Annotated in this window: 22 protein-coding genes and 1 tRNA gene; 13 read left to right on the top strand and 10 right to left on the bottom strand. The window is 35.7% G+C overall.

All coding sequences use genetic code 11. From position 1 onward, the window contains the following. The first annotated feature begins 3 nt into the window (after positions 1-3). Entirely contained in the window at positions 4-645 is a 642-nt protein-coding gene (locus ICJ84_RS13325; protein WP_188216907.1) for an O-methyltransferase, read from the top strand. Positions 646-652: 7 nt separating this feature from the next. Here the strand turns inward: ICJ84_RS13325 and ICJ84_RS13320 are convergent, their stop codons facing one another. The 6 genes from ICJ84_RS13320 to ICJ84_RS13295 all read right to left on the bottom strand — a co-directional run bounded on the left by ICJ84_RS13320 (position 653) and on the right by ICJ84_RS13295 (position 6,967). Further along, positions 653-1,579, bottom strand: coding sequence for an endonuclease/exonuclease/phosphatase family protein (locus ICJ84_RS13320; protein WP_206688705.1), 927 nt, complete (start codon positions 1,577-1,579; stop codon positions 653-655). Between the two features lie 299 nt (positions 1,580-1,878). Beyond that, entirely contained in the window at positions 1,879-2,169 is a 291-nt protein-coding gene (locus tag ICJ84_RS13315) for a Sec-independent protein translocase subunit TatA/TatB (RefSeq protein WP_188216905.1), read from the bottom strand. A gap of 114 nt (positions 2,170-2,283) precedes the next feature. Further along, positions 2,284-4,590 carry a M1 family metallopeptidase gene (locus ICJ84_RS13310; protein ID WP_188216904.1) on the bottom strand — a complete coding sequence of 769 codons (2,307 nt, stop codon included), beginning with the start codon at positions 4,588-4,590 and terminating at the stop codon, positions 2,284-2,286. Between the two features lie 108 nt (positions 4,591-4,698). Then, a complete protein-coding gene (locus ICJ84_RS13305; protein WP_188216903.1) occupies positions 4,699-5,202 on the bottom strand; it encodes a DUF6702 family protein in 504 nt (167 codons plus the stop codon). A 72-nt stretch (positions 5,203-5,274) separates the two neighbouring features. Next, a complete protein-coding gene (locus tag ICJ84_RS13300; RefSeq protein ID WP_241748763.1) occupies positions 5,275-6,030 on the bottom strand; it encodes a hypothetical protein in 756 nt (251 codons plus the stop codon). A 139-nt stretch (positions 6,031-6,169) separates the two neighbouring features. Continuing rightward, positions 6,170-6,967 (bottom strand): hypothetical protein, encoded by a 798-nt coding sequence (locus ICJ84_RS13295; RefSeq protein WP_188216901.1) that lies wholly within the window; start codon positions 6,965-6,967, stop codon positions 6,170-6,172. A 257-nt stretch (positions 6,968-7,224) separates the two neighbouring features. Between ICJ84_RS13295 and pepE the strand changes: the two genes are divergently transcribed. After that, a complete protein-coding gene (pepE, locus tag ICJ84_RS13290) occupies positions 7,225-7,932 on the top strand; it encodes a dipeptidase PepE (protein ID WP_188216900.1) in 708 nt (235 codons plus the stop codon). Positions 7,933-8,067: 135 nt separating this feature from the next. On the opposite strand, the gene ICJ84_RS13285 is transcribed toward pepE, so the two are convergent. Then, a tRNA-Gly gene (locus ICJ84_RS13285) sits at positions 8,068-8,140 on the bottom strand. A gap of 321 nt (positions 8,141-8,461) precedes the next feature. Here ICJ84_RS13285 and ICJ84_RS13280 point away from each other — a divergent pair. Then, positions 8,462-8,917, top strand: a complete 456-nt coding sequence (locus ICJ84_RS13280; RefSeq protein ID WP_188216899.1) for a GNAT family N-acetyltransferase — start codon at positions 8,462-8,464, stop codon at positions 8,915-8,917. Positions 8,918-8,965: 48 nt separating this feature from the next. Then, positions 8,966-9,739 (top strand): M48 family metalloprotease, encoded by a 774-nt coding sequence (locus tag ICJ84_RS13275; protein WP_188216898.1) that lies wholly within the window; start codon positions 8,966-8,968, stop codon positions 9,737-9,739. 61 nt (positions 9,740-9,800) lie between these two features. Here the strand turns inward: ICJ84_RS13275 and ICJ84_RS13270 are convergent, their stop codons facing one another. Next, the gene (locus ICJ84_RS13270; RefSeq protein ID WP_188216897.1) at positions 9,801-10,190 is read right to left on the bottom strand and encodes an ankyrin repeat domain-containing protein; all 390 of its coding nucleotides are present in this window, start codon (positions 10,188-10,190) and stop codon (positions 9,801-9,803) included. Positions 10,191-10,440: 250 nt separating this feature from the next. On the opposite strand from ICJ84_RS13270, the gene gpmI reads away from it, so the two are divergent. From gpmI to ICJ84_RS13240, 6 genes are all read left to right on the top strand, one after another. Beyond that, complete coding sequence (gpmI, locus tag ICJ84_RS13265; protein ID WP_188216896.1) at positions 10,441-11,958, top strand: 2,3-bisphosphoglycerate-independent phosphoglycerate mutase; 1,518 nt, start codon at positions 10,441-10,443, stop codon at positions 11,956-11,958. A 52-nt stretch (positions 11,959-12,010) separates the two neighbouring features. Next, positions 12,011-12,415: a BT0820 family HAD-type phosphatase gene (locus tag ICJ84_RS13260; protein ID WP_188216895.1), complete on the top strand. Its 405-nt coding sequence runs from the start codon at positions 12,011-12,013 to the stop codon at positions 12,413-12,415. A gap of 89 nt (positions 12,416-12,504) precedes the next feature. Next, positions 12,505-13,323, top strand: coding sequence for a type I methionyl aminopeptidase (gene map, locus ICJ84_RS13255; RefSeq protein ID WP_188216894.1), 819 nt, complete (start codon positions 12,505-12,507; stop codon positions 13,321-13,323). Position 13,324: 1 nt separating this feature from the next. Next, the gene (locus ICJ84_RS13250; RefSeq protein ID WP_188216893.1) at positions 13,325-14,107 is read left to right on the top strand and encodes a DUF3050 domain-containing protein; all 783 of its coding nucleotides are present in this window, start codon (positions 13,325-13,327) and stop codon (positions 14,105-14,107) included. Between the two features lie 5 nt (positions 14,108-14,112). Further along, positions 14,113-14,877: a class I SAM-dependent methyltransferase gene (locus tag ICJ84_RS13245; protein ID WP_188216892.1), complete on the top strand. Its 765-nt coding sequence runs from the start codon at positions 14,113-14,115 to the stop codon at positions 14,875-14,877. Positions 14,878-14,889: 12 nt separating this feature from the next. Further along, positions 14,890-15,258, top strand: a complete 369-nt coding sequence (locus tag ICJ84_RS13240; RefSeq protein WP_188216891.1) for a DUF423 domain-containing protein — start codon at positions 14,890-14,892, stop codon at positions 15,256-15,258. A gap of 1 nt (position 15,259) precedes the next feature. Here the strand turns inward: ICJ84_RS13240 and ICJ84_RS13235 are convergent, their stop codons facing one another. Further along, positions 15,260-16,234, bottom strand: coding sequence for an FAD:protein FMN transferase (locus ICJ84_RS13235; protein ID WP_188216890.1), 975 nt, complete (start codon positions 16,232-16,234; stop codon positions 15,260-15,262). Between the two features lies 1 nt (position 16,235). Beyond that, positions 16,236-16,613, bottom strand: a complete 378-nt coding sequence (locus tag ICJ84_RS13230) for a Na(+)-translocating NADH-quinone reductase subunit F (protein ID WP_188216889.1) — start codon at positions 16,611-16,613, stop codon at positions 16,236-16,238. 119 nt (positions 16,614-16,732) lie between these two features. On the opposite strand from ICJ84_RS13230, the gene ICJ84_RS13225 reads away from it, so the two are divergent. From ICJ84_RS13225 to ICJ84_RS13215, 3 genes are read left to right on the top strand one after another with little or no spacing between them, the layout of a single operon-like run. Next, positions 16,733-18,172, top strand: coding sequence for an SLC13 family permease (locus tag ICJ84_RS13225; RefSeq protein WP_188216888.1), 1,440 nt, complete (start codon positions 16,733-16,735; stop codon positions 18,170-18,172). 59 nt (positions 18,173-18,231) lie between these two features. After that, positions 18,232-18,693: a Na(+)-translocating NADH-quinone reductase subunit F gene (locus ICJ84_RS13220; RefSeq protein WP_188216887.1), complete on the top strand. Its 462-nt coding sequence runs from the start codon at positions 18,232-18,234 to the stop codon at positions 18,691-18,693. A gap of 24 nt (positions 18,694-18,717) precedes the next feature. Then, a complete protein-coding gene (locus ICJ84_RS13215) occupies positions 18,718-20,580 on the top strand; it encodes a DUF3604 domain-containing protein (RefSeq protein WP_188216886.1) in 1,863 nt (620 codons plus the stop codon). Positions 20,581-20,583: the final 3 nt, after the last annotated feature.

Here is a 20,583-nt window from a genome sequence, read left to right as displayed (position 1 = left end):
CATATGTATTTTTTACCTGAAGATTTAGATGATTACGTCGTTGCCCATTCTGAAAACGAACCGGAATTATTGCAACAACTCACTCGTGAAACCTACCAAAAAATATTGCAACCCATTATGCTTAGCGGCCCTTACCAAGGTCGTGTACTAAGTATGATTTCAAAACTGGTGCGCCCTAAATACATTTTAGAATTAGGCACATTTACCGGTTATGCGACGTTGTGTCTGGCGGAAGGCATCCAAAAAGACGGTGAAGTTCATACTATTGATGTGAATGAAGAACTGGTAGATTTTCAGCGTAAATATTTTGATAGATCGGTGTACGGCCATCAAATTATTCAACATTTAGGAAGTGCTATAGATATTATTCCAACGCTTGATAAAACCTTCGATCTGGTTTTTATTGATGCCGACAAACCTAATTATGTGAATTATTTTCATCTAATAATTGAGAAATTAAATCCGGGTGGGATTATCATTTCTGATAATGTGTTATGGCACGGCAAAGTGGTAGAACCATTAGACCCGAAAGACCATTCGACTAAAATTGTTTTAGAATATAATACGCTTTTAAAAGAAGACCCCAGAGTTGAAACGGTTTTATTACCCATAAGAGATGGGTTAACCATTAGCAGAAAAAAATAATTCTTTATTAAGTAAATTGTCTATCGCCTGTTTCTTCTTTTCCTTCTTTAATCATAGTATTCATCTCGGCTCTTTCGGCATTATCTATTTGTTCTAAGTTGTTATCCTTTAACACTCTTTTATTAGTGGTTACCGAAAACTCACAATACAAAGGCAAATGATCGGAGCCTATATTTTGTAAGGTCTTAAACGAAAAAACAATAATATCTGGTGAGTGGAAAATTTGATCTAAAGGAATTCTAAACCATTTGTATCTGGCATGAAAGGTAGAAACAAATCCGCGCCCTACTCGTGTATCGATAAGCTGAGATGCTTTTTGGAATAACCGATTTGTATACCCCCAAGTCACTTGATTAAAATCGCCCGATACAATTACCGAACCCTGCAATTGCCTGATTCGCTTTGCAACACTCATAAGTTCGCCATCACGTTCTTTCGAGGTAGGTTCCTCCGTGGGACTTGGTGGAGGTGGATGTACTCCAAAAAAATAAAACCGATAACCGTCATTAGTCTCAAGCAAGGCTTCAATACTTGGAATATCATCAGATACAAAAAAATTGGTTTTAATTTCAACTACCTTTAAATGCGTGTAAAAATGCATACCATAGGTATTTGATAACGGAATTTTATGATGATTCTCGTACACTTTTTCTATTGACTTCATTCCTTGCTCCCATGCTATATCCGATTCCATAGTTAAAAGTATATCTGGATTAACTTCTCTAATCAAAGCTGTTAAACCTTGATAATTCTTGTTAAACTGATATACGTTAAACGTAACAATTGAAATAGGTTTTGACTTTTGCTGATGTTTCGGTTTATGTATGTTATAAAATGTAGTATATGGCAAGAAACTAATGATATGATAACTGTTAACACAAACCAAAAGGAAAACACATAATGCTACATATTGAGATTTTCCTAATAAGAACATTCCAAAAATTATGGTTAAACATATAAAAATAAACAAATGGAATTTCATAAAGTCAATACCTCTAACCAACCAATGTTGATTTCTACTTAAAGGAAGCAGTGATACCAGAATACAGAAGCCCGATAATATATAGAAAAAGGTAAGCATATGTTTTTGTTACCCTAATGTAATATTTTAAAAGAAAAAACCGAAATAAACTAATGCTAATGTTATACCTCTAAAATTTTAGTAATCAATTCGAAAAAAGCAAATAGTTCTAAAATAAAACTGAACAAATTAATAAGAACACTCAGTAAACTTTATCGATTATTACGTTTTACCGAACCCGCGAAATCTTCAACATCGTCTTTAACGCTGTCGATTTCTTTTTTAATATCGGTTACAAAGGAAGTGTCGATACCATTACTTTCGGCACTTTTAGTGATTTCATGCTTTATATCGTTAGTGGCATTTTTTATGGTACGCATACCTTTCCCTAAACCACGAGCAATCTCTGGTAGCTTATCAGCACCAAAAACCATGATAGCAATAAATAAGATGAATGCTATCTCTGCTCCGCTTATGAATAAAAATGTTGTTTGTAGTATCACGATACAAATATAGTGAGTTGTTAAGCAGATTAAAAAATATTATAGAAGGAAAATATGTTAAGAGTTTCGTTAAAAAAAGAAAGCCAACACTTTCGCGTTGGCTTTTCTTATGATTTATGATTTTATCTGTTGTTTAAACTGATCAAATTCACTTTTAACTTCCTGTTTTGGCCAGATATTATTTGTAGTATCTACATCGGCAGTTTCTTCTTTCGGATCGATTTCAATGCTAACGATTTCTTTATCGGAAGCAATGGCTTTACTTACTTCGTTATCGTTAAGTCTCCAGATTTGCGCCGGATAAGTAACGGTTTCAGAAGTCCCATCGGCATACGTATACTTCGCAATAATTGGCATCACTAACCCTCCTGGTTTTTCGAAAGTAATATTATAAAAGTATTTAGGCTCTTTGATTTGTTTACGTTCTTCAGGTGTGAAGTTATCCATTAAATATTCTTTAAGTGGCGTTGAATTCTCTACTACAGTACCAGATTTTAAATCGTCACTGTAATCTTCGCTACCTTCTTCAACCATAAATACTAATGGCACTAAGTTATCTAACGATCTACCAACTTTTGCCATGTAATCTTTAATATATTTATTCGGTTTTGAAGATACATAGTATTTTTTAACATCTTTAATTCCTATATCTACCCAATCGGTAGTATAGAACCAACCTCTCCAATACCAGTCTAAATCGAATGCTGAAGCATCTTCCATGGTTCTAAAGAAATCTTCAGGAGTTGGGTGCTTAAACATCCAACGACGTGCATATTCTCTAAATGAATAATCGAATAACTCTGGTCCCATTACGGTTTCTCTTAAAATATTTAAGGCCGTTGCCGGTTTTCCGTAAGCATTGTTACCAAACTGATATACGTTAAGACCTTTACTCATGATAGGCGCAATGAAATTTTGATCACCGCCCATGTAAGGCACAATCATTTTTGCAGGTCCGCGATCTGATGGAAAATTGTCATGACCAGCTGATAATGCTTCAGGATGTTTTTTACCGAAATCCTGCTCGGCTACATACTGTACAAAAGTATTTAATCCTTCGTCCATCCATGTCCATTGACGCTCATCGCTATTCACAATCATTGGGAAAAAGTTATGTCCAACTTCATGGATAATAACGCCCATCATCCCATATTTTACACGATCACTATAACTTCCATCTTCGTCAGGACGCCCATAGTTCCAACAAATCATTGGGTATTCCATACCTTGCTCTTTTGCATGAACAGAAATCGCTTTATGATACGGATAATCAAACGTCATTCTTGAATAAGACTCTAAAGTACTTGCTACCACTTTAGTCGACCAATCACCCCATAACGGGTTTCCTTCTTTAGCATATAATGATACCGCCATAACGTCTTTTCCGCCAATTTTAACGGCCATCATATCCCAGATATATTTTCTTGAGGTTGCAAAAGCAAAATCACGAACGTTTTCAGCTTTTAACTTCCAAGTTTTTGTCGTTTCAGCAAACTGACTTTCTTTTGCAGTAGCTTCTTCCTGTGTTACAATTACAACAGGCTTGTCGTACGACTTTTTAGCCTGCTCGTAACGCTCCATCATCTGTTTGGTGAATACCTCTTTACGATTCATTAATCGACCAGTTCCATCTAAAATATGATCTGCAGGTACGGTAATGTTTACTTCGTAATTTCCGAATGGTAAAGCAAACTCCTCACGTCCCCAGAACTGTGTATTTTGCCAACCTTCAACATCGTTATACACCGCCATTCTTGGGAAGAATTGCGCGATAATATAAGTTCTGTTTCCATCTTTTGGGAAAAACTCGTATCCTGAACGTCCACGACCATCAACGTGATCGTTAATGTTGTACCACCATTTTACGTTGAATGAAAATTTACCACCCGATTTTAAAACCTCAGGCAACTCAATACGCATCATGGTTCTGTTAATCATGTAAGTTAACGGTTTCCCACTGGTATCGCTAACTTCCTGAATATTGAAACCGCCATCAAACGGGTCTTTCATAAATTGAGACACAAACTGAGATGGACGAAACACCTCAGACACCCCACTTGCTTCAATTAGCGGTGTTTTAGAATCTTTGGCTCTCATATTCTGGTCTAACTGAACCCATAAATATTTTAAATCGTCTGGTGAATTGTTAGTATAAGTTACAGTTTCATATCCAGAAATCTTCTGATTTTTATCGTCTAAAACGATATCCATTTTATAATCGGCCTGCTGTTGGTAGTATGCCGTTCCTGGAGCTCCTGATGCAGCTCTATACATATTGGGCGTTGAAAACTCGTCATACAACTGTCTGAACTTATTGGTATTTGTATGCCCCTTTTTAATGTCCTGTTTTTCTTGATCCTGCGCAAAAGCTGCAGCCGAAACAAAAAACACAGATAGTAAATAATACTTAATTCTCACCATGTGATTAATGTTAATTTTTAAATGAATCTTAGTTGCGTTAAAAAATCATTAAATGATTATCACAAAAAACGCCAAACTGCAATGAATAATAAAATAAACAACAATTATTTAGTTAAATTTTAACAATACATTAGACTTTTGTGGAAATAGTATGACGCTTTTTTGTTTGGAATTAATATTCGTCTTAACAATATTCTGTTGTTCACTGAAGACATCGAATAACACTTCATTGCTTATTTCTATAGACTCTATGTGTTTTACCTTTTCAATCTCTAAGTAGCATTTTACAATATCTACGTCGTAAGCTTTGCCTATAAATTTCAAATTTTCAGGCTTGCCGTTGATTTTAATCATCAACTTTTCTTTAAGGTATTTGTCCATGTAAACGTCCACCGAAGCTGATTCTTCTTGTCCTGCAAGTGTTATATTTTCATCGTAACGTTCTCTGAGTAACTTCTCAAAATCATCAATAAAAATTCTGGAAATAATTTGCACAGACTGCTTATCTTCTACATAATCTATTTGAGTTACACTTATATAATACTTATGATCCGCCGTAAATGCAGAAAGTGAAAAAGCTAAGACCAGAAGTGATAATTTTAAAAATTTCATTTATGTATTTAATATTTTAATAAATTACGAAAGTACATATTAAATTGATTTCAAAACCTGTACCAAAATAGATTAGTTTTTGGTTTCACTTCTATTTCGCATATAATCCTGGTACTTGCTTCGTAAAAATAACAGGATATTAAAATCGGTTTGGTTCTTACAGCGTTTAACAAAATTAGGATCGTCGGCACAGAAATATAAAAACTCCATTCTAAATTCTTCTTCTAACGGATTCGACCTAAAAAAATCGGCTGCCAAACGAGCTTTAATATTTCGCATCAAAGCCTCACTTTCTTCATGTGCAACACGCTTTTTCAACATTTTGGTACGTCCGGTAATGGCGTTAATTAGAGCATCCCCCGAAACAGAACCTCCTAAACCGCCAAGAGAGCCTCCTGCTGTAGGATTTAAATCTGATGCTTGACTCAATCGGCGTTCGCTTTGTGTTTTAATTCTACCGGTATAGCCAGGAATACCAACATCGAAGAAATTAATCGGCGCTTTACTATCAACACTGTTAATATCTAAAAATAAATTTCCTGTCAACACCTTACCTACAACAACTTCATCTAATTCATTTACCTGTTCTTCCAACATCACCCGCATCGCCTTAAACAACATAATGTTCTTATCGACAATAACATATTTTGATTGATGAACCAATGATGAAAACCGAATCGTATCATTCAGTTTAGCTTTTATTTTAAACTCTCCCTTAGCATTGGTTATGGTAAAATCCTGTTCTGCTTTATTAAGCACATGAATATTTTCAACCTCAACCAAACTATTCACCACACCTGAGATTTCCACAACTTGTGAAAAACTCAAAAAAGATGAGAGTATAAAACTTAGAACAATAAACTTTTGAATGATTGGCATTGGTTTGTTTAAAAGCATAAATAACGCCTATCATCTCTTAAATAAATTAAAAAACGGATTTAAACTTTTGTTAAAAAGAAAATTAGGGCTATTTCGCGTTTAGAAATTCCACACTTTTATCATGAAGATGCTCTAAAAATTCCATTTCCTTACCATAACTCAGCAACGAATAATCGAAATCACTGGCTTGTACATAATGAATAAACTCTTCAACGCGATGCTCTGGAATACCAAAATTATCGGTTAAGAAAGTCGAACTAAAATAGTATTTAACAGCTTTTAAAGGCACTTCGGGAATACCTTTCTCTGCTTTTTCTGGCGTTTTCGAACGGAATAAAGGCAATAATAACTGATCGACTACATTAACAATATTAAGTCCATTAATCATAGTAATATGCTGTGTAGGTGTAGCAATATTATCAACCTGTGTTTTATTATCTCTCTGAAAATCGAAATCATCCTGATGCTTTATGCCAAAATATAATGCATCCAACTTTGGTGTGAAATTTTGTGTCATTTCTATATCGGTTTGCAAATCACCCGACAGACTATTTGGCAAGAGTACAATTTCATCCAACTTGTTAATTTCTTCAATTAAAAAGATTTTCATTTGCCTAGATGCCATAATGGCTTCATTCACTTCGAACTTTAAATTTTCAAACTGCAAGGCACTTACTTCTATGCGATCATGCAAACGCACATCCAGTTTAAACTCCCCTTTTTCATTGGTAATAGCCACTTTATTTGACGATGCATTAAAAATGGTAATACCATAAACATCATTACTTTCTACAATAATCTTCCCTTCCACCTCAATGCGCTTAAAATCTTGAGCTGAAGTAGTAAAACTTATAGCAATAAAAAGGAAAAACAAAAATTTTTTCATGGGTTGAAAATTATGGTTCTTTAAAAATGAATGAAACATTAAAAGAATTGTTCTGGAATCCATCGAACAGCCCCCAAATAACATTTCATTCTTAAAAATAAGACATTAGCTTGAATTCTACTACGAAAACCAACAGAATATTTTATGTAGTTTTGCCTTGAATATAATCAGAATGAAATACGCCTTAAGATGTATATGATCTAAACTAAATTGTTTTTAGGCAAATTTCACAACACTTATAAAACACTTATCAATCGATGAAGAATATAATTATAGCCAGTACCTCAACCGTACATGGCAGCGGATATTTAGAATATATTTTAGACGAATTAAAGACATTTTTCAAAAACGCCGATTCCATTCTATTCATTCCCTATGCCAGACCCGGTGGTATTTCGCATGATGAATACACTAACACTGTTAAAACAGCATTTGCTATAATTAATAAAACCGTAAATGGCATTCACGAATTTGAAAATCCTGTTGAAGCCGTTGCTAATGCTCAGGCAATTTTTACTGGTGGCGGTAACACTTTTGTGTTAACAGACCAATTATACAGAAATAACCTAATTGAAGCCGTACAGAAAGCAGTGAAAAACGGAACGCCATACTTAGGCACCAGTGCCGGAAGCAATATTTGTGGTTTAACCATCAGAACCACAAACGATATGCCTATAGTATATCCGCCAAGCTTTAACGCATTAGCTTTGGTACCGTTCAATCTAAATCCACATTATTTAGATCCGGACAATAACAGCAAACACATGGGAGAAACCAGAGAAACGCGAATTAAAGAATTTCATGGTTTTAATCCACAACCTGTTGTTGGTCTACGCGAAGGCAGCTGGTTACATGTCAATGGCGATTCTATTGTTTTAAAAGGAAGTTTAACCGCCCGAATATTTGAAAAAGGCAAAACACCTTACGAAGTGGACCCTGAAACCGAATTAAACTCATTAAAATAAGAAAAGCATCCAGTTGGATGCTTTTCTATTTAAGGGGCTTTATCTTTTTAATTTCGATTAACACTTAAAAAACCAAACTTCCCTTATAAAATTTTAAATAAAAAAGTCTCATCACATCGATGAGACTTTTTTTTGAGCGGGAGACCGGGTTCGAACCGGCGACATTCAGCTTGGAAGGCTGACGCTCTACCAACTGAGCTACTCCCGCATTGCGGTTGCAAATATATAAAAACCTTCGAGTATTCTACAAGAAAAAAACACAACTTTTTTAAAAATTTTTCGAATAAAAAAATAAGCTGTTGATTATGAATAAATTTGCTGGATAAAAAAATTTCATCTTCTGCTTCAAATATCAATTATATTTGGCTTATTCCGATTTCCCTATTGAAAACTCATTCGAAAATTCCTTGTAAATCCTCGATTCCTGTAAACGGTTAGAATAATTAATCTATTTAAAAGAATTCCGTTTTAACTAATAGACGAATTCATATTTTTGATTAAGTTTAATTCATCACATTATTTTACAAACATGTCTGATATTTTTAATTACGAAATAAAAATCATTTCAGCTCAAGAAACCATTCCGGTTAGACATCCGGTTTTGCGCCCCGGAAAACCTATTGAAACCTGTAATTTTGAAGGAGACAACCTGAACACCACATTTCATTTAGGTATTTATATAAACCAGCAAATTGTTGGTGTGGTATCGTATTTTAAAAGTTCAACCAATTTATTAACTGAAACCTCGCAATACCAGTTACGGGGCATGGCTGTGCTAACCGAATATCAAGGCAAAGGATTAGGCAACCTGCTAGTACAACATGGTGATATTCTTTTAAAAGCGAAAAAGACCAATATCGTTTGGTGTAACGCCCGTGAAATTGCTATACCCTTTTACAAAAAAAACAACTTCAATATTATTGGAGAGCCCTTCAATATTGGTGATATTGGCTTACATTATGTGATGTATAAATCATTAGAGTAATGTTTCAACTTTTTTGTAACTTTAATTAGTTTCAATTTTCCTAAAACCATGAGAAGTAGAAATTTTAAATTCCGATTACTTATAGGTGTGGCTATTGCCCTGTTTTTTGTTGTAAAACGCTGCAGTCAACAAGAGGTGAATCCGTTTACCGGCAGAAAACAAACCATATCCATGTCTGCCGACAAAGAAATTGCCATAGGTTTACAAAGTGCTCCGCAAATGGCGCAACAATATGGAGGTTTACACCCCAACAACCAATATCAGGCTTTGGTAGATAATGTGGGAAATAAACTGGTAAAAAACAGCATTGCCAATGAAACGCCCTATCAATACGAATTTCATTTGCTTAACGACCAGAACACCATTAACGCCTTTGCTTTACCTGGTGGACAAATATTTATTACTTACGCTCTGTTTTCTAAATTGGAAAATGAAGATCAGCTCGCCGGTGTTCTAGGTCATGAAATTGGTCATGTGCTTGGCCGACATAGCGCAGAACGTATTGCTGAAACCGAATATTGGCAAGGTCTGGCCACAGCCGGATCGGTAGGTGCCGATATTGGCGATGTCATTGGAGGCATAGGTCAAAACACTCTACTTACCAACGGTCGTAGTGATGAATTGGAAAGTGACGAATTGGGTGTTAAATTTATGATGGATTCTGGCTATAATCCTGAAGAAATGATTGGCGTAATGACAATTTTAAAAGCAGCTGCCGGACCAAACCGCATTCCTGAATTTCAAAGCACGCATCCCGACCCCGATAATCGCATTGAAAAAATACGTGAAGCCATTGAAAAATACAGAAATGATGAAGCATAAAAAAACCCTGTTTTCACAGGGCATTTTTTAAGTGACTAACTCAACTAATTAAGTGTTATAATTATTTTTTCGACAATGCCATTTCTATAACTTGCTGAGCATCTTTCGCGCCATGCAATTCGGCATATTTTTTTGCTGTATAGCCTTTACCGCATTTTACTTTTAAGTCAGCGCCTTCAGCAATTAACAGTTGTAAAATTTCCACACGGTTATATTTTGCTGCATACATCGCCGGTGTCATGCCGTTAGACTTTTGATTCACATCTTCACCTCTGGCAATTAATTTTTTCACGGTAACGATATCGCCTTTAGCAATCGACACACAGAATGAATTGACTTTAAAATAAATTTTTACTTTGTTTGGAGAAACATGAGACTCATTAGTTTTTGCATTTACACTTACTACTGATAAACATAATGCAATAGCGGAAAGAATGATTGTTTTTTTCATGATGAAAGAATTTTGATTTGATTAATGATTTCGTTTTTTGATGTATTAAATAGACGACACGAATTAACATATGTTACATCAAAATGAATCTTTTCTCCTTTTTTAACATATCATTCACATTTCTTTAACGGAAGTCCTTTTTTTTAAATATCCTTCAAAAAGCACTAAAACAAGATGTTTTTACAAGGTTTTGCCATCCATTTTTTAACAAACTTCAGTATATTTGATAGCTGAAAAAATGACACATATAATGAACAAAAAAGTTATCTTAATGATACTTGATGGCTGGGGAAATTCTCCAGATCCTAAAGTTTCTGCAATCGACAATGCTAATACTCCTTTCATAGATTCTCTTTACACAAAATACCCTTACGCCACCTTACGTACCGATGGTTTACATGTAGGTTTACCTGAAGGCCAAATGGGAAACAGTGAGGTTGGACACATGAATTTAGGTGCAGGCCGCATTGTATATCAAGATTTAGTAAAAGTTAATTTAGCTGTTGAAAACAAAACCTTAAATACCGAAAAAGTGTTGGTTGATGCTTTCGAATATGCTAAAACAAACAATAAAGACGTTCACTTTTTAGGTCTGTTAAGTGATGGTGGTGTACACTCGCATATTAAACATTTATTCGGATTAATTGATGCTGCCGACGAATACGGTTTAGAACACACCTACATCCACGCCTTTACCGATGGTCGTGATGTAGACCCTAAATCTGGATTTGGCTTTTTAACCGAATTGGAATCTCACCTTGAAAAATCGCATGCCAAGTTAGCAACAGTTACTGGCAGATATTATGCAATGGATAGAGACAAGCGTTGGGAGCGTGTTAAGTTAGCTTACGATGCCATGGTTAACAGCATTGGAGAGAAATCGACTAACGTTACCGACACGGTTCAGAAAAATTACAACGACGATATTACCGATGAGTTCATCAAGCCTATTATTATGACTGGTGCAGATGGTGAGCCTGTTACAAAAATAAAAGATGGTGATGTGGTAATCTTCTTTAACTTTAGAACCGACCGTGGTCGTGAGTTAACCGAAGCTTTATCGCAAACCGATTTCCACGAGCAAAACATGCACAAATTAAACTTGCATTATGTAACGCTTACTAATTATGACGACACCTATAAAAACGTTAACGTCATCTTCAACAAAGACAATTTATCGGAAACTTTAGGTGAAGTTTTAGCTAAGAATGGTAAAAAGCAAATTCGTATTGCTGAGACTGAAAAATATCCGCACGTTACCTTCTTCTTCTCTGGTGGTCAGGAAAAAGAATTTGAAGGTGAAACACGTATTTTAAGAAATTCCCCTAAAGTAGCGACTTACGATTTACAGCCGGAAATGAGTGCTTACGAATTACGAGATGCCTTAGTTCCTGAATTACAAAAAGGCGATGTAGATTTCGTTTGTTTAAACTTTGCTAATGGCGATATGGTTGGACATACCGGTGTTATGGAAGCTGCCATTAAAGCTTGTGAAGCGGTTGACGAATGTGTTAAAGATGTGGTTACAACCGCGCTTGATAACGGTTACACCACTATTTTAATTGCCGATCACGGAAACTGTGAAACGATGATTAACCCAGACGGTACGCCAAATACAGCGCACACCACCAACCCGGTTCCTGTAATTTTAATAGATGATGAATTAAAATCTATTAAAGATGGTATTTTAGGAGATGTTGCTCCTACCATTTTAAAACTTATGGGTGTTAAGCAGCCAGCTGCAATGACACAGCATGCCTTAGTTTAAATTCTTTAATTAAAATTGTACATTTGTTTTAAACAACAAGTCTATAATCTTAATGAATTTAAACGAACAACTTATAATCGCTGTCGATTTTGACGGCACCATAGTTGAAGATGCTTATCCAAATATAGGAAAGCCGATGCTTTTTGCTTTTGAAACTTTAAAAATGCTTCAAAACAAGGGACATCGGCTTATTTTATGGACGTACCGCCATGGCAGTAAATTAGACGACGCTGTTAATTTTTGTAAAGAACATGGTATTTCGTTTTACGCTGTTAACAAAAGTTATCCTGAGGAAGTATTCAACCATTCGTCAAGTCGAAAAATTCATGCCGATGTATTTATAGACGATAGAAATATTGGCGGATTTCCTGGCTGGGGAGAAATTTATCAAATGATTACCAATACCAAACCTCAGGTAGAAGAAAAAAAGAAAGGATTTTTCAAACTTTTCAAATAGTCTTCGTTTAAAATCCATGTTAATTATTGCTTTCATTTAAAAGGCATTCCCACTATTTTAAGTATCTTTGCCCATATTTTTTTTGACACATGATTCATATTAAAACCAGAGAAGAAATTGAATTAATGCGCGAAAGTGCCTTAATCGTATCTAAAACTTTAGGAGAAATAGCTAAAGCCGTTAAACCCGGTGTAACCACACTACAACTTGATAAAATTGCAGAAGAATGCATTCGAGACCACGGAGCTATACCTGGATTTTTAGGATTATATGATTTCCCAAACACCCTTTGTATGAGTCCTAACTCACAGGTGGTTCACGGGATTCCCAATAACGATCCGCTAAAGGAAGGTGATATTATTTCAATTGACTGTGGGGCTTTAAAAAATGGATTTTATGGCGATCATGCCTATACCTTTGCCGTTGGAGAGATTGATTCTGAAACCGAAAAGTTACTTCAGGTCACTAAAGAATCGCTTTATGTTGGTATTCGTGAATTCAAAATAAATAATCGTGTTGGTGATGTGGGTTACGCCATTCAGAAATACTGTGAAGATCACGGTTATGGTGTGGTTCGTGAGTTAGTAGGTCACGGATTAGGTAAAAAAATGCACGAAGATCCTGAAATGCCAAACTACGGAAAACGTGGTCGAGGCAAAAAGTTTGTTGAAGGTATGGTTGTAGCTATCGAACCTATGATTAATATGGGAACGCATCGTATTCAACAACACAACGATGGTTGGACCATCACTACTTTAGACAACAAACCAAGTGCACATTTCGAGCACGATGTGGCTATTGTTGACGGTAAACCAGAATTACTTTCAACTTTTGCATATATCTACGATGCTTTAGGTATCAAATCAAACGAGGAAGACGAATTTAGACAAAACGCCTTAGTTCTGTAACATGAACCAAATTCAACGTATTGAACAAGAGCTTGAACCTTTAAGAGCTCAATTAAACAATCATAACTTATACAGTGCCCTAAGCGCTATTGACGATGTTAAAACCTTTATGGAACAACATGTTTTCGCGGTTTGGGATTTTATGTCGCTATTAAAAGCACTTCAAAACCAGTTAACTACCACCACCCTTCCTTGGGTTCCTGTGGCTAATCCGGCAACCTCTAGATTCATCAACGAGATTGTATTAGGCGAAGAAAGCGATGTTAACGAGCTTGGCGAACCCAAGAGCCATTACGAAATGTATTTAGACGCCATGGTGCAAATTGGTGCCAAAACAAAACAGATTCATACGTTTATCGATTATATTAAAGAAGGGCTTTCCATTACTGATGCTGGCTTGAAAGCAAAACTGGAAGCTGAAACTCTTAATTTCATTCAGTTTTCATTCGATGTGATTGATACTAAAAAACCACATGTGATTGCTTCGGCATTTACCTTTGGTCGTGAAGATGTGATTCCTGATATGTTTTTCCAGATTATAAATCAGTCAAAAACCGAAAATAACACCTACAGCAAACTAACATACTATTTAAACCGTCATATTGAATTAGATGGTGATGAACACGGTCCGTTATCTTTAAAAATGATTGAAGAATTATGTCAGGAAGATGATAAAAAGTGGGAGGAAGCTTTGACAACGGCAAAACAAGCTTTAGAACACCGCATCGCTCTTTGGGATAGTATCGCATCCTTAATTCAATCGAATCGTTTAGTTGAAGCCTAACGCCTTTGAAAAAGCTTTTTAAAATAATTCTGAATGTTATCCCGAGGCCTTTATTAATCAGGTTAAGTTATATTATTCGTCCTGTTCTGGCTTTCTTTTTAAAAGGGAAAAACTTTATTGATCCCATAGATGGAAAAGGCTTCAGAACTTTTTTACCCTATGGTTACGGCACGCAACGCAACAACGTTTTATCGCCATCAACCTTAAGTTTGGAGCGCCACCGATTATTGTGGTTATATCTTAAAAATGAAACTAACTTTTTTAGAGATAACCTAAAAGTTTTACACTTTGCCCCGGAGCAGTGTTTTTTAAAACGTTTTAAAGGTTTAAAAAACCTAAATTACACCACTACCGATTTATTATCGCCCATTGCCGATGTAAAAGCAGACATCTGCGATTTACCTTTTCAAGATGATGAATTCGATGTTATTTTGTGTAATCACGTGTTAGAACATATTCCAGACGACACCAAGGCCATCCAGGAATTATATCGTGTTATGAAACCTGGCGGCTGGGGTATATTCCAGATTCCGCAGGATTTAAATAGAGAAGTTACGTTTGAAGACGATAGTATTACCGATAAAAAAGAACGTGCTAAAATCTTCGGACAATATGATCATGTTCGTGTGTATGGCCGTGATTATTTCAACAAATTACGCTCTATGGGTTTTACTGTCGAAGAAGCCGACTACACAAAAACATTCTCTGAACAAAATATTAAAACCTACTGTTTAGCCAAAGGCGAAATCATACCTGTGGTTAGGAAATAAAACTAAAATGAAATGGCTCAGCAATATTTTATAATTACAGGCGCTTTGTACGGTATGCTATCTGTAATATTTGGTGCTTTTGGCGCCCATGCCCTAAAAAAAATAATATCGGACAGTGACCTTTTAAAAAGTTTTGAAACAGGCGTTAAATACCAAATGTATCATGCTATTGTTCTGCTTGTTTTAGGCTTAAACCACTTTAATAATGCAAGCATTTACTGGTGTTTCACCATTGGTGTAATGTTATTTTCCTTTAGTATTTATGGCTTGGTTTTAAGCAGTGCGAAAGATAAAAAGCTAAAATTTTTAGGACCAATCACGCCCCTTGGAGGTTTACTTTTAATTTTAGGATGGTTATTTATACTTTTAGAAGTAATATAGTCTACGCTTCAGGAAACCCGTTCAGACTTAAAGTTTCAAATTCATGTTGATCATTTTCAAAAATCAAGAATACTTTAAGTTCAGGATGCGATTCTAAAAAGGTTTTAATCTTGTCAAGACCCATGGCTTTAAAAGCTGTCGCATAGGCATCTGCAGTCATACAGTCTGATGCAATGACTGAAATACTTAACAAATTGGTTTTACTTGGATATCCGGTTTGGGTATTAATAATATGTGCGTACTTATTCCCGTTTTCATCGACCTTAAATTTTCTGTAAGTTCCGGAAGTTGCCATCGCTTCATCTTTTACTGTTATCCCTTTTAAAATAGATTGCGTACCATCAAAATGAGGTTGTTCTACCCCTACTTTCCAAGGGGCTTGTTTTTCAGCATTAATACCACGAATTCTTATCTCTCCTCCAATTTCAACTAAATAATTCTTAATCTTTTTACTTTCTAAAAACCGACCAATCACATCAACTCCGTAGCCTTTAGCTATCGCATTAAAATCAATAAAAGCCTCTTTTGGCTTATTTATAATATGATTTTTTAAAGTGACTTTATCAAAACCAACAGACAACATTAAACTATCAATTTTCAAGCTATCAAGATTCATTATTTTGCCTCCCGGACCAAAATCCCAGGCATTCACTAAAGCCCCTATGGTTGGATCGAAAGCGCCTTGGGTAGCTTTATAAATAGTTTTAGATGTATTAAAAACATTCTCAAAATGCCCATCAACCAGACTATCTTCATTTCTGTTGATTTTTGAAATATCAGACGTTGGAATATAAGTGGACATCGACTTGTTAAGCACTGCAAACAAACTATCAAACTGTGGTTGATAATTCACTTCCGAGTCATACAGCACGGAATAACTGGTTCCGAAAACAGGACCTGACAACTTGGTATTTTTCACTACTGTTTCACAAGAAACCATTAACAGCAATAAAGCTGACGCTAGAACAAATTTCATCTTAATTAAGATTTGTTTCAATAACCTGAATACCGTTGTATTCCATTAAATATTCCTGATTTAAGTAAATAGGCATTTTTTCACCTTCCACATTACCAATACCTACGCCTGCATAAAGTACTTTAGCATTTTTTTCTCTGGCGTGTTTTTTAAAGGTTTCCATCCAAACCACATCATAATTATTTGGATTATCGGGTAAAATAACTGCTCTAACAATCACAAAATAGTATTGACTATTCTTATCGATACACACAAATTGCGGATGCTTTTTAAGTTTACTATTAACCGCTATAAATTCAAAACCGCGTTGTTCTAAATCCTTTCCAACGTGATTCATAGCCAAATTATGTAATTCCTGTTCTGTAAGTGGTTTACTCATACTGCAAAAATAATATTAAAATTTCGCCTACCCTAAAATTAAAAAATGTTTAACTTTAAAGCTCTTACTTATCAATCCTTACCATATTGAGGGTTCATTTTTGTAATTAAAATCAATATATGACACCACATCCTCTTTCTAAAAAAGTCGGACTTTTTTTAGGCCCCATTATTTTTATTTGTCTTCAATCTATAACTTTTGAATCTATTTCAGAACATGCCTGTACAGTAATTGCAATAGCCGGCTGGATGATTTGCTGGTGGATTACCGAAGCTGTATCTATTTCGGTCACCGCCCTATTACCACTACTTTTATTTCCTCTGTTTAAAATTATGCCCATAGCCGATGTAGGCGCTAATTATGGAAGTCCTATTATTTTCTTATTCTTCGGTGGCTTTGTTTTAGCCTTAGCTTTAGAAAAAGTAAACCTTCACAAACGTATTGCCTTAACCATCATAAAAAAAACAGGCTCTACACCCAATCGTGTTATTCTGGGATTTATGATTGCCACCGGATTTATGAGTATGTGGATTAGCAATACAGCAAGTACGGTTGTGATGCTACCCATAGCGCTTTCGGTTATTAAATTACTGATTAACGACGAAGACGGATTTACAAAACAGGATAAGAATTTTGCTTTAAGTGTGATGCTAGGCATTGCTTTTTCTGCCAACGCAGGAGGTATTGCTACCGTTATTGGTACACCTCCAAATTCGGTTTTAATTGGTTTATTAGAAAACGAATATCACATCGAAATTTCATTTTTAAAATGGATGATTATTGGCTTACCATTTTCAATTATTTTAATAGGAATCATTTATCTGGTTATCGTAAAATGGTTTTTCCCCTGTGAAGGATTAGTATTTAATACCGAAAAACACTTTATCGATAATGAACTTAAAAAACTGGGAAAAGCAAGCCCAAAAGAAAAACAGGTACTTATCATTTTTGGAATTACGGTCTTCTTATGGATTTTTAGAACTGTTATTAATAACCTTATTCCAAATTTAGAATTATCGGATACTATGATAAGTATGTTTGGAGCTTTAATGCTTTTTACTGTTCCTCATAACTTAAAACAAGGTGACTTTATTTTAGAATGGAGTGACACGCAAAAATTAGCCTGGGGTATTCTTATATTATTTGGGGGTGGTTTAGCCTTAGCCAAAGGCATGTCTGCAACCGGCATTGTTGATGTTGTTGCAAGCGAGATTGCCACCAGTAATATTAGCATTCTGCTTATGGCGTCTTTACTTATCATTCTAATGTTATTTATGACAGAATTAATGAGCAACGTAGCTCTCACTGCCGTTCTTGCTCCCGTAGTAGCCGGTATTGCCATAGGATTAGATATCCCGATGTTGTATTTACTTATTCCTGTAACCATTGCTAGTAGTTGTGCCTTTATGCTCCCTATGGCAACACCACCCAATGCCATTGTGTTTGCCAGCGGCTATATTAAAGTGAGTGAAATGGCTAGAGTAGGTTTTGTTCTAAATCTTATATCAGTAATCCTGCTCATCCTCCTATTCAAAATAGGCTTACCATTAGTATTTTAACACAAAACTTTTGGGAAATAAATTGTTTTTCAGTAATTTAGAAGGAAGTTTCTGTAATTATGAAAACACCCATTAACCGCTTAGATACTGCTATAAAGAAACTGTATATTGCTTTTAACAATAATACTCTGCATCCGGAGTGCTGTAAGCAATGTGCTGTGGGTAATATTTTAGACCATTCAGATGCTTGGAAACATTTTTCAGATGAACACGGTTCAACAACCCTTAATTATGTAGGCAGGGTTAATGAAGCCTTCGGAAAACGATTTAATGGCTATACACCTTCGGAATTATTATTTATAGAAAAAACATTTTTACAGGCCTGTGGCTATCAATTGCCATTGGATTTCAAAAATAAAAAACCTGAAAACCCCACAGATAAAGATGTACTTTTTAACGGTCTGCAAGCTGTAATAGAACTACTTTGTAAGTTAGATAACAGCCCAGATGTGATGGATTACACCAAACTTTTTGAAAATCTCAAAACAAAAACTTGTCAACCAAAACTAACTCATCTATAACAAAGATTTTTAAATCTAACCCATATGAAACAATTTCTTTTATTATGCGCTATCATTCTAATTTCATGTAATCAGAAAAAAGAAGAAAAACATGAAGCTAATCCAGAACCTCAGACCACTAGTGAAGGTCAGTACACACATAACGGGATTTCTTACAACATCATTGAAGACCCTTTAAAAGAAGCTTACTTTGGAGAACAGCATTTACACACTGCCGCATCTATGGATGCTTTTATTGCAGGAACAAGACTAACTCCCGCCGATGCTTATCGTTTTGCTCAGGGTGCAGAAGTTATGATTAACGGGAAACCACACACCATTAACAGACCTTTAGATTGGGCTGCCGTAACCGACCATGCTGAATTTTTAGGAGAAGCTTATACACTAATGAATCCAGGTACCCCTGGTTACGACAGTGAAGCAGCAAAATCGATGCGTGAAGCTCCCGATTTAGTTACAGCACTTACCGTTTATAAAAAATATGTATTAGATGCTTTAGCCGGAGGAAATGCACATCCTGACTTCTGGCAAGGTTATGAAGCCGTTAAGTCTCAATGGAAAAAGAATATAGAAGCTACAGAAGATAATTATAAGCCTGGAAAATTTACGACCATACATGCTTACGAATGGAGCTCGGCACCAAATACGGCCAATCTCCATAGAAATGTCTTCTTTAGAGATACCAATTTACCTGACATGCCTTTTTCAGCTAATGAAGGTGCTTCACCTCAAGAACTTTGGGACTGGATGAAAATTCAGGAAGCCAATGGTGTAAAAGTATTCTGTAATCCTCATAATTCAAACGAAAGTAAAGGTATGTTATTCCCTGAAGTTGCCATGAATAACAAGCCAATAGATGAAACATATGCTAAAACCAGACAACATTTCGAAAGAAACCTGGAAATGATGCAAACTAAAGGAAATTCTGAAGTTGTGCCGCAATTCTGGCCAAACGATGAATTTGCCGATTTTGAAAATGCTGTTTCACTTCAAAAATATAACGGTCGAGTATTTGAAAAACACAATTTTGTGCGCTACGGTTTAACCCGAGGCGTAAAATATCACGAAGAATTAGGTGTCAATCCTTTTAAATATGGATTTGTAGGTGGTACTGATAGTCATAATGCTGCCATGTCTAATGTTGAAGAATTTAATTATGTGGGGCATCACGGTATGGCTGATCAAACAGCTTTAGACCGTTCAAGAAATGAGCAAGATGGTGAAATGTATAACCGAGACATGAATCCTGGTGGTTTAACTGGTGTGTGGGCAACATCTAACACCCGAGAAGCCATATGGGATGGTATGCACAACCGCGAATCTTTCGCAACTTCAGGCCCAAGAATAAAAGTTCGCTTTTTTGCGGGTAACGGTTATAGTCCTTCATACAGTTCTTATGAAGATATGGTTAAGGACGGTTACGCAAAAGGTGTACCAATGGGACAAAACTATGAGGGAAGTGAATCTCCGGATTTCTTAGTTTGGGCGGTGAAAGATCCTATCGGACCAAATTTAGACCGTATTCAAATTATAAAAGGATGGGTAGAAAACGGCGAAATGAAAGATAAAATTTATAACGTTGCAGCTTCAGATGACCGATTAAAAGCTGATGGTACTGTTACACCTATTGATGCTCCAGTAAATTTAAAAACCGGAGAATTTAACAGAGAAAAAGGTGACCCGGAACTAATGGCAGTTTGGAAAGACCCTGAATTTAATCTTAGTCAAAACGCCTATTACTATGTTAGAGTTATTCAATTACCTACGGGACGTTACAATTTATTTGACGAGATTCGCAACCCGGATGTAAAATACCCAGACGACACACAAAAAACCATTCAAGAACGCGCATGGGCTTCTCCAATCTGGATTGAGCCTAAGAAATAGAAT

This window comes from Aestuariibaculum suncheonense (assembly GCF_014596935.1).
In the GTDB taxonomy this organism is placed as follows: domain Bacteria; phylum Bacteroidota; class Bacteroidia; order Flavobacteriales; family Flavobacteriaceae; genus Aestuariibaculum; species Aestuariibaculum suncheonense.
The sequence above is the reverse complement of the archived record's forward strand: the minus strand, read 5'-3'. Positions and strand labels throughout refer to the sequence as shown.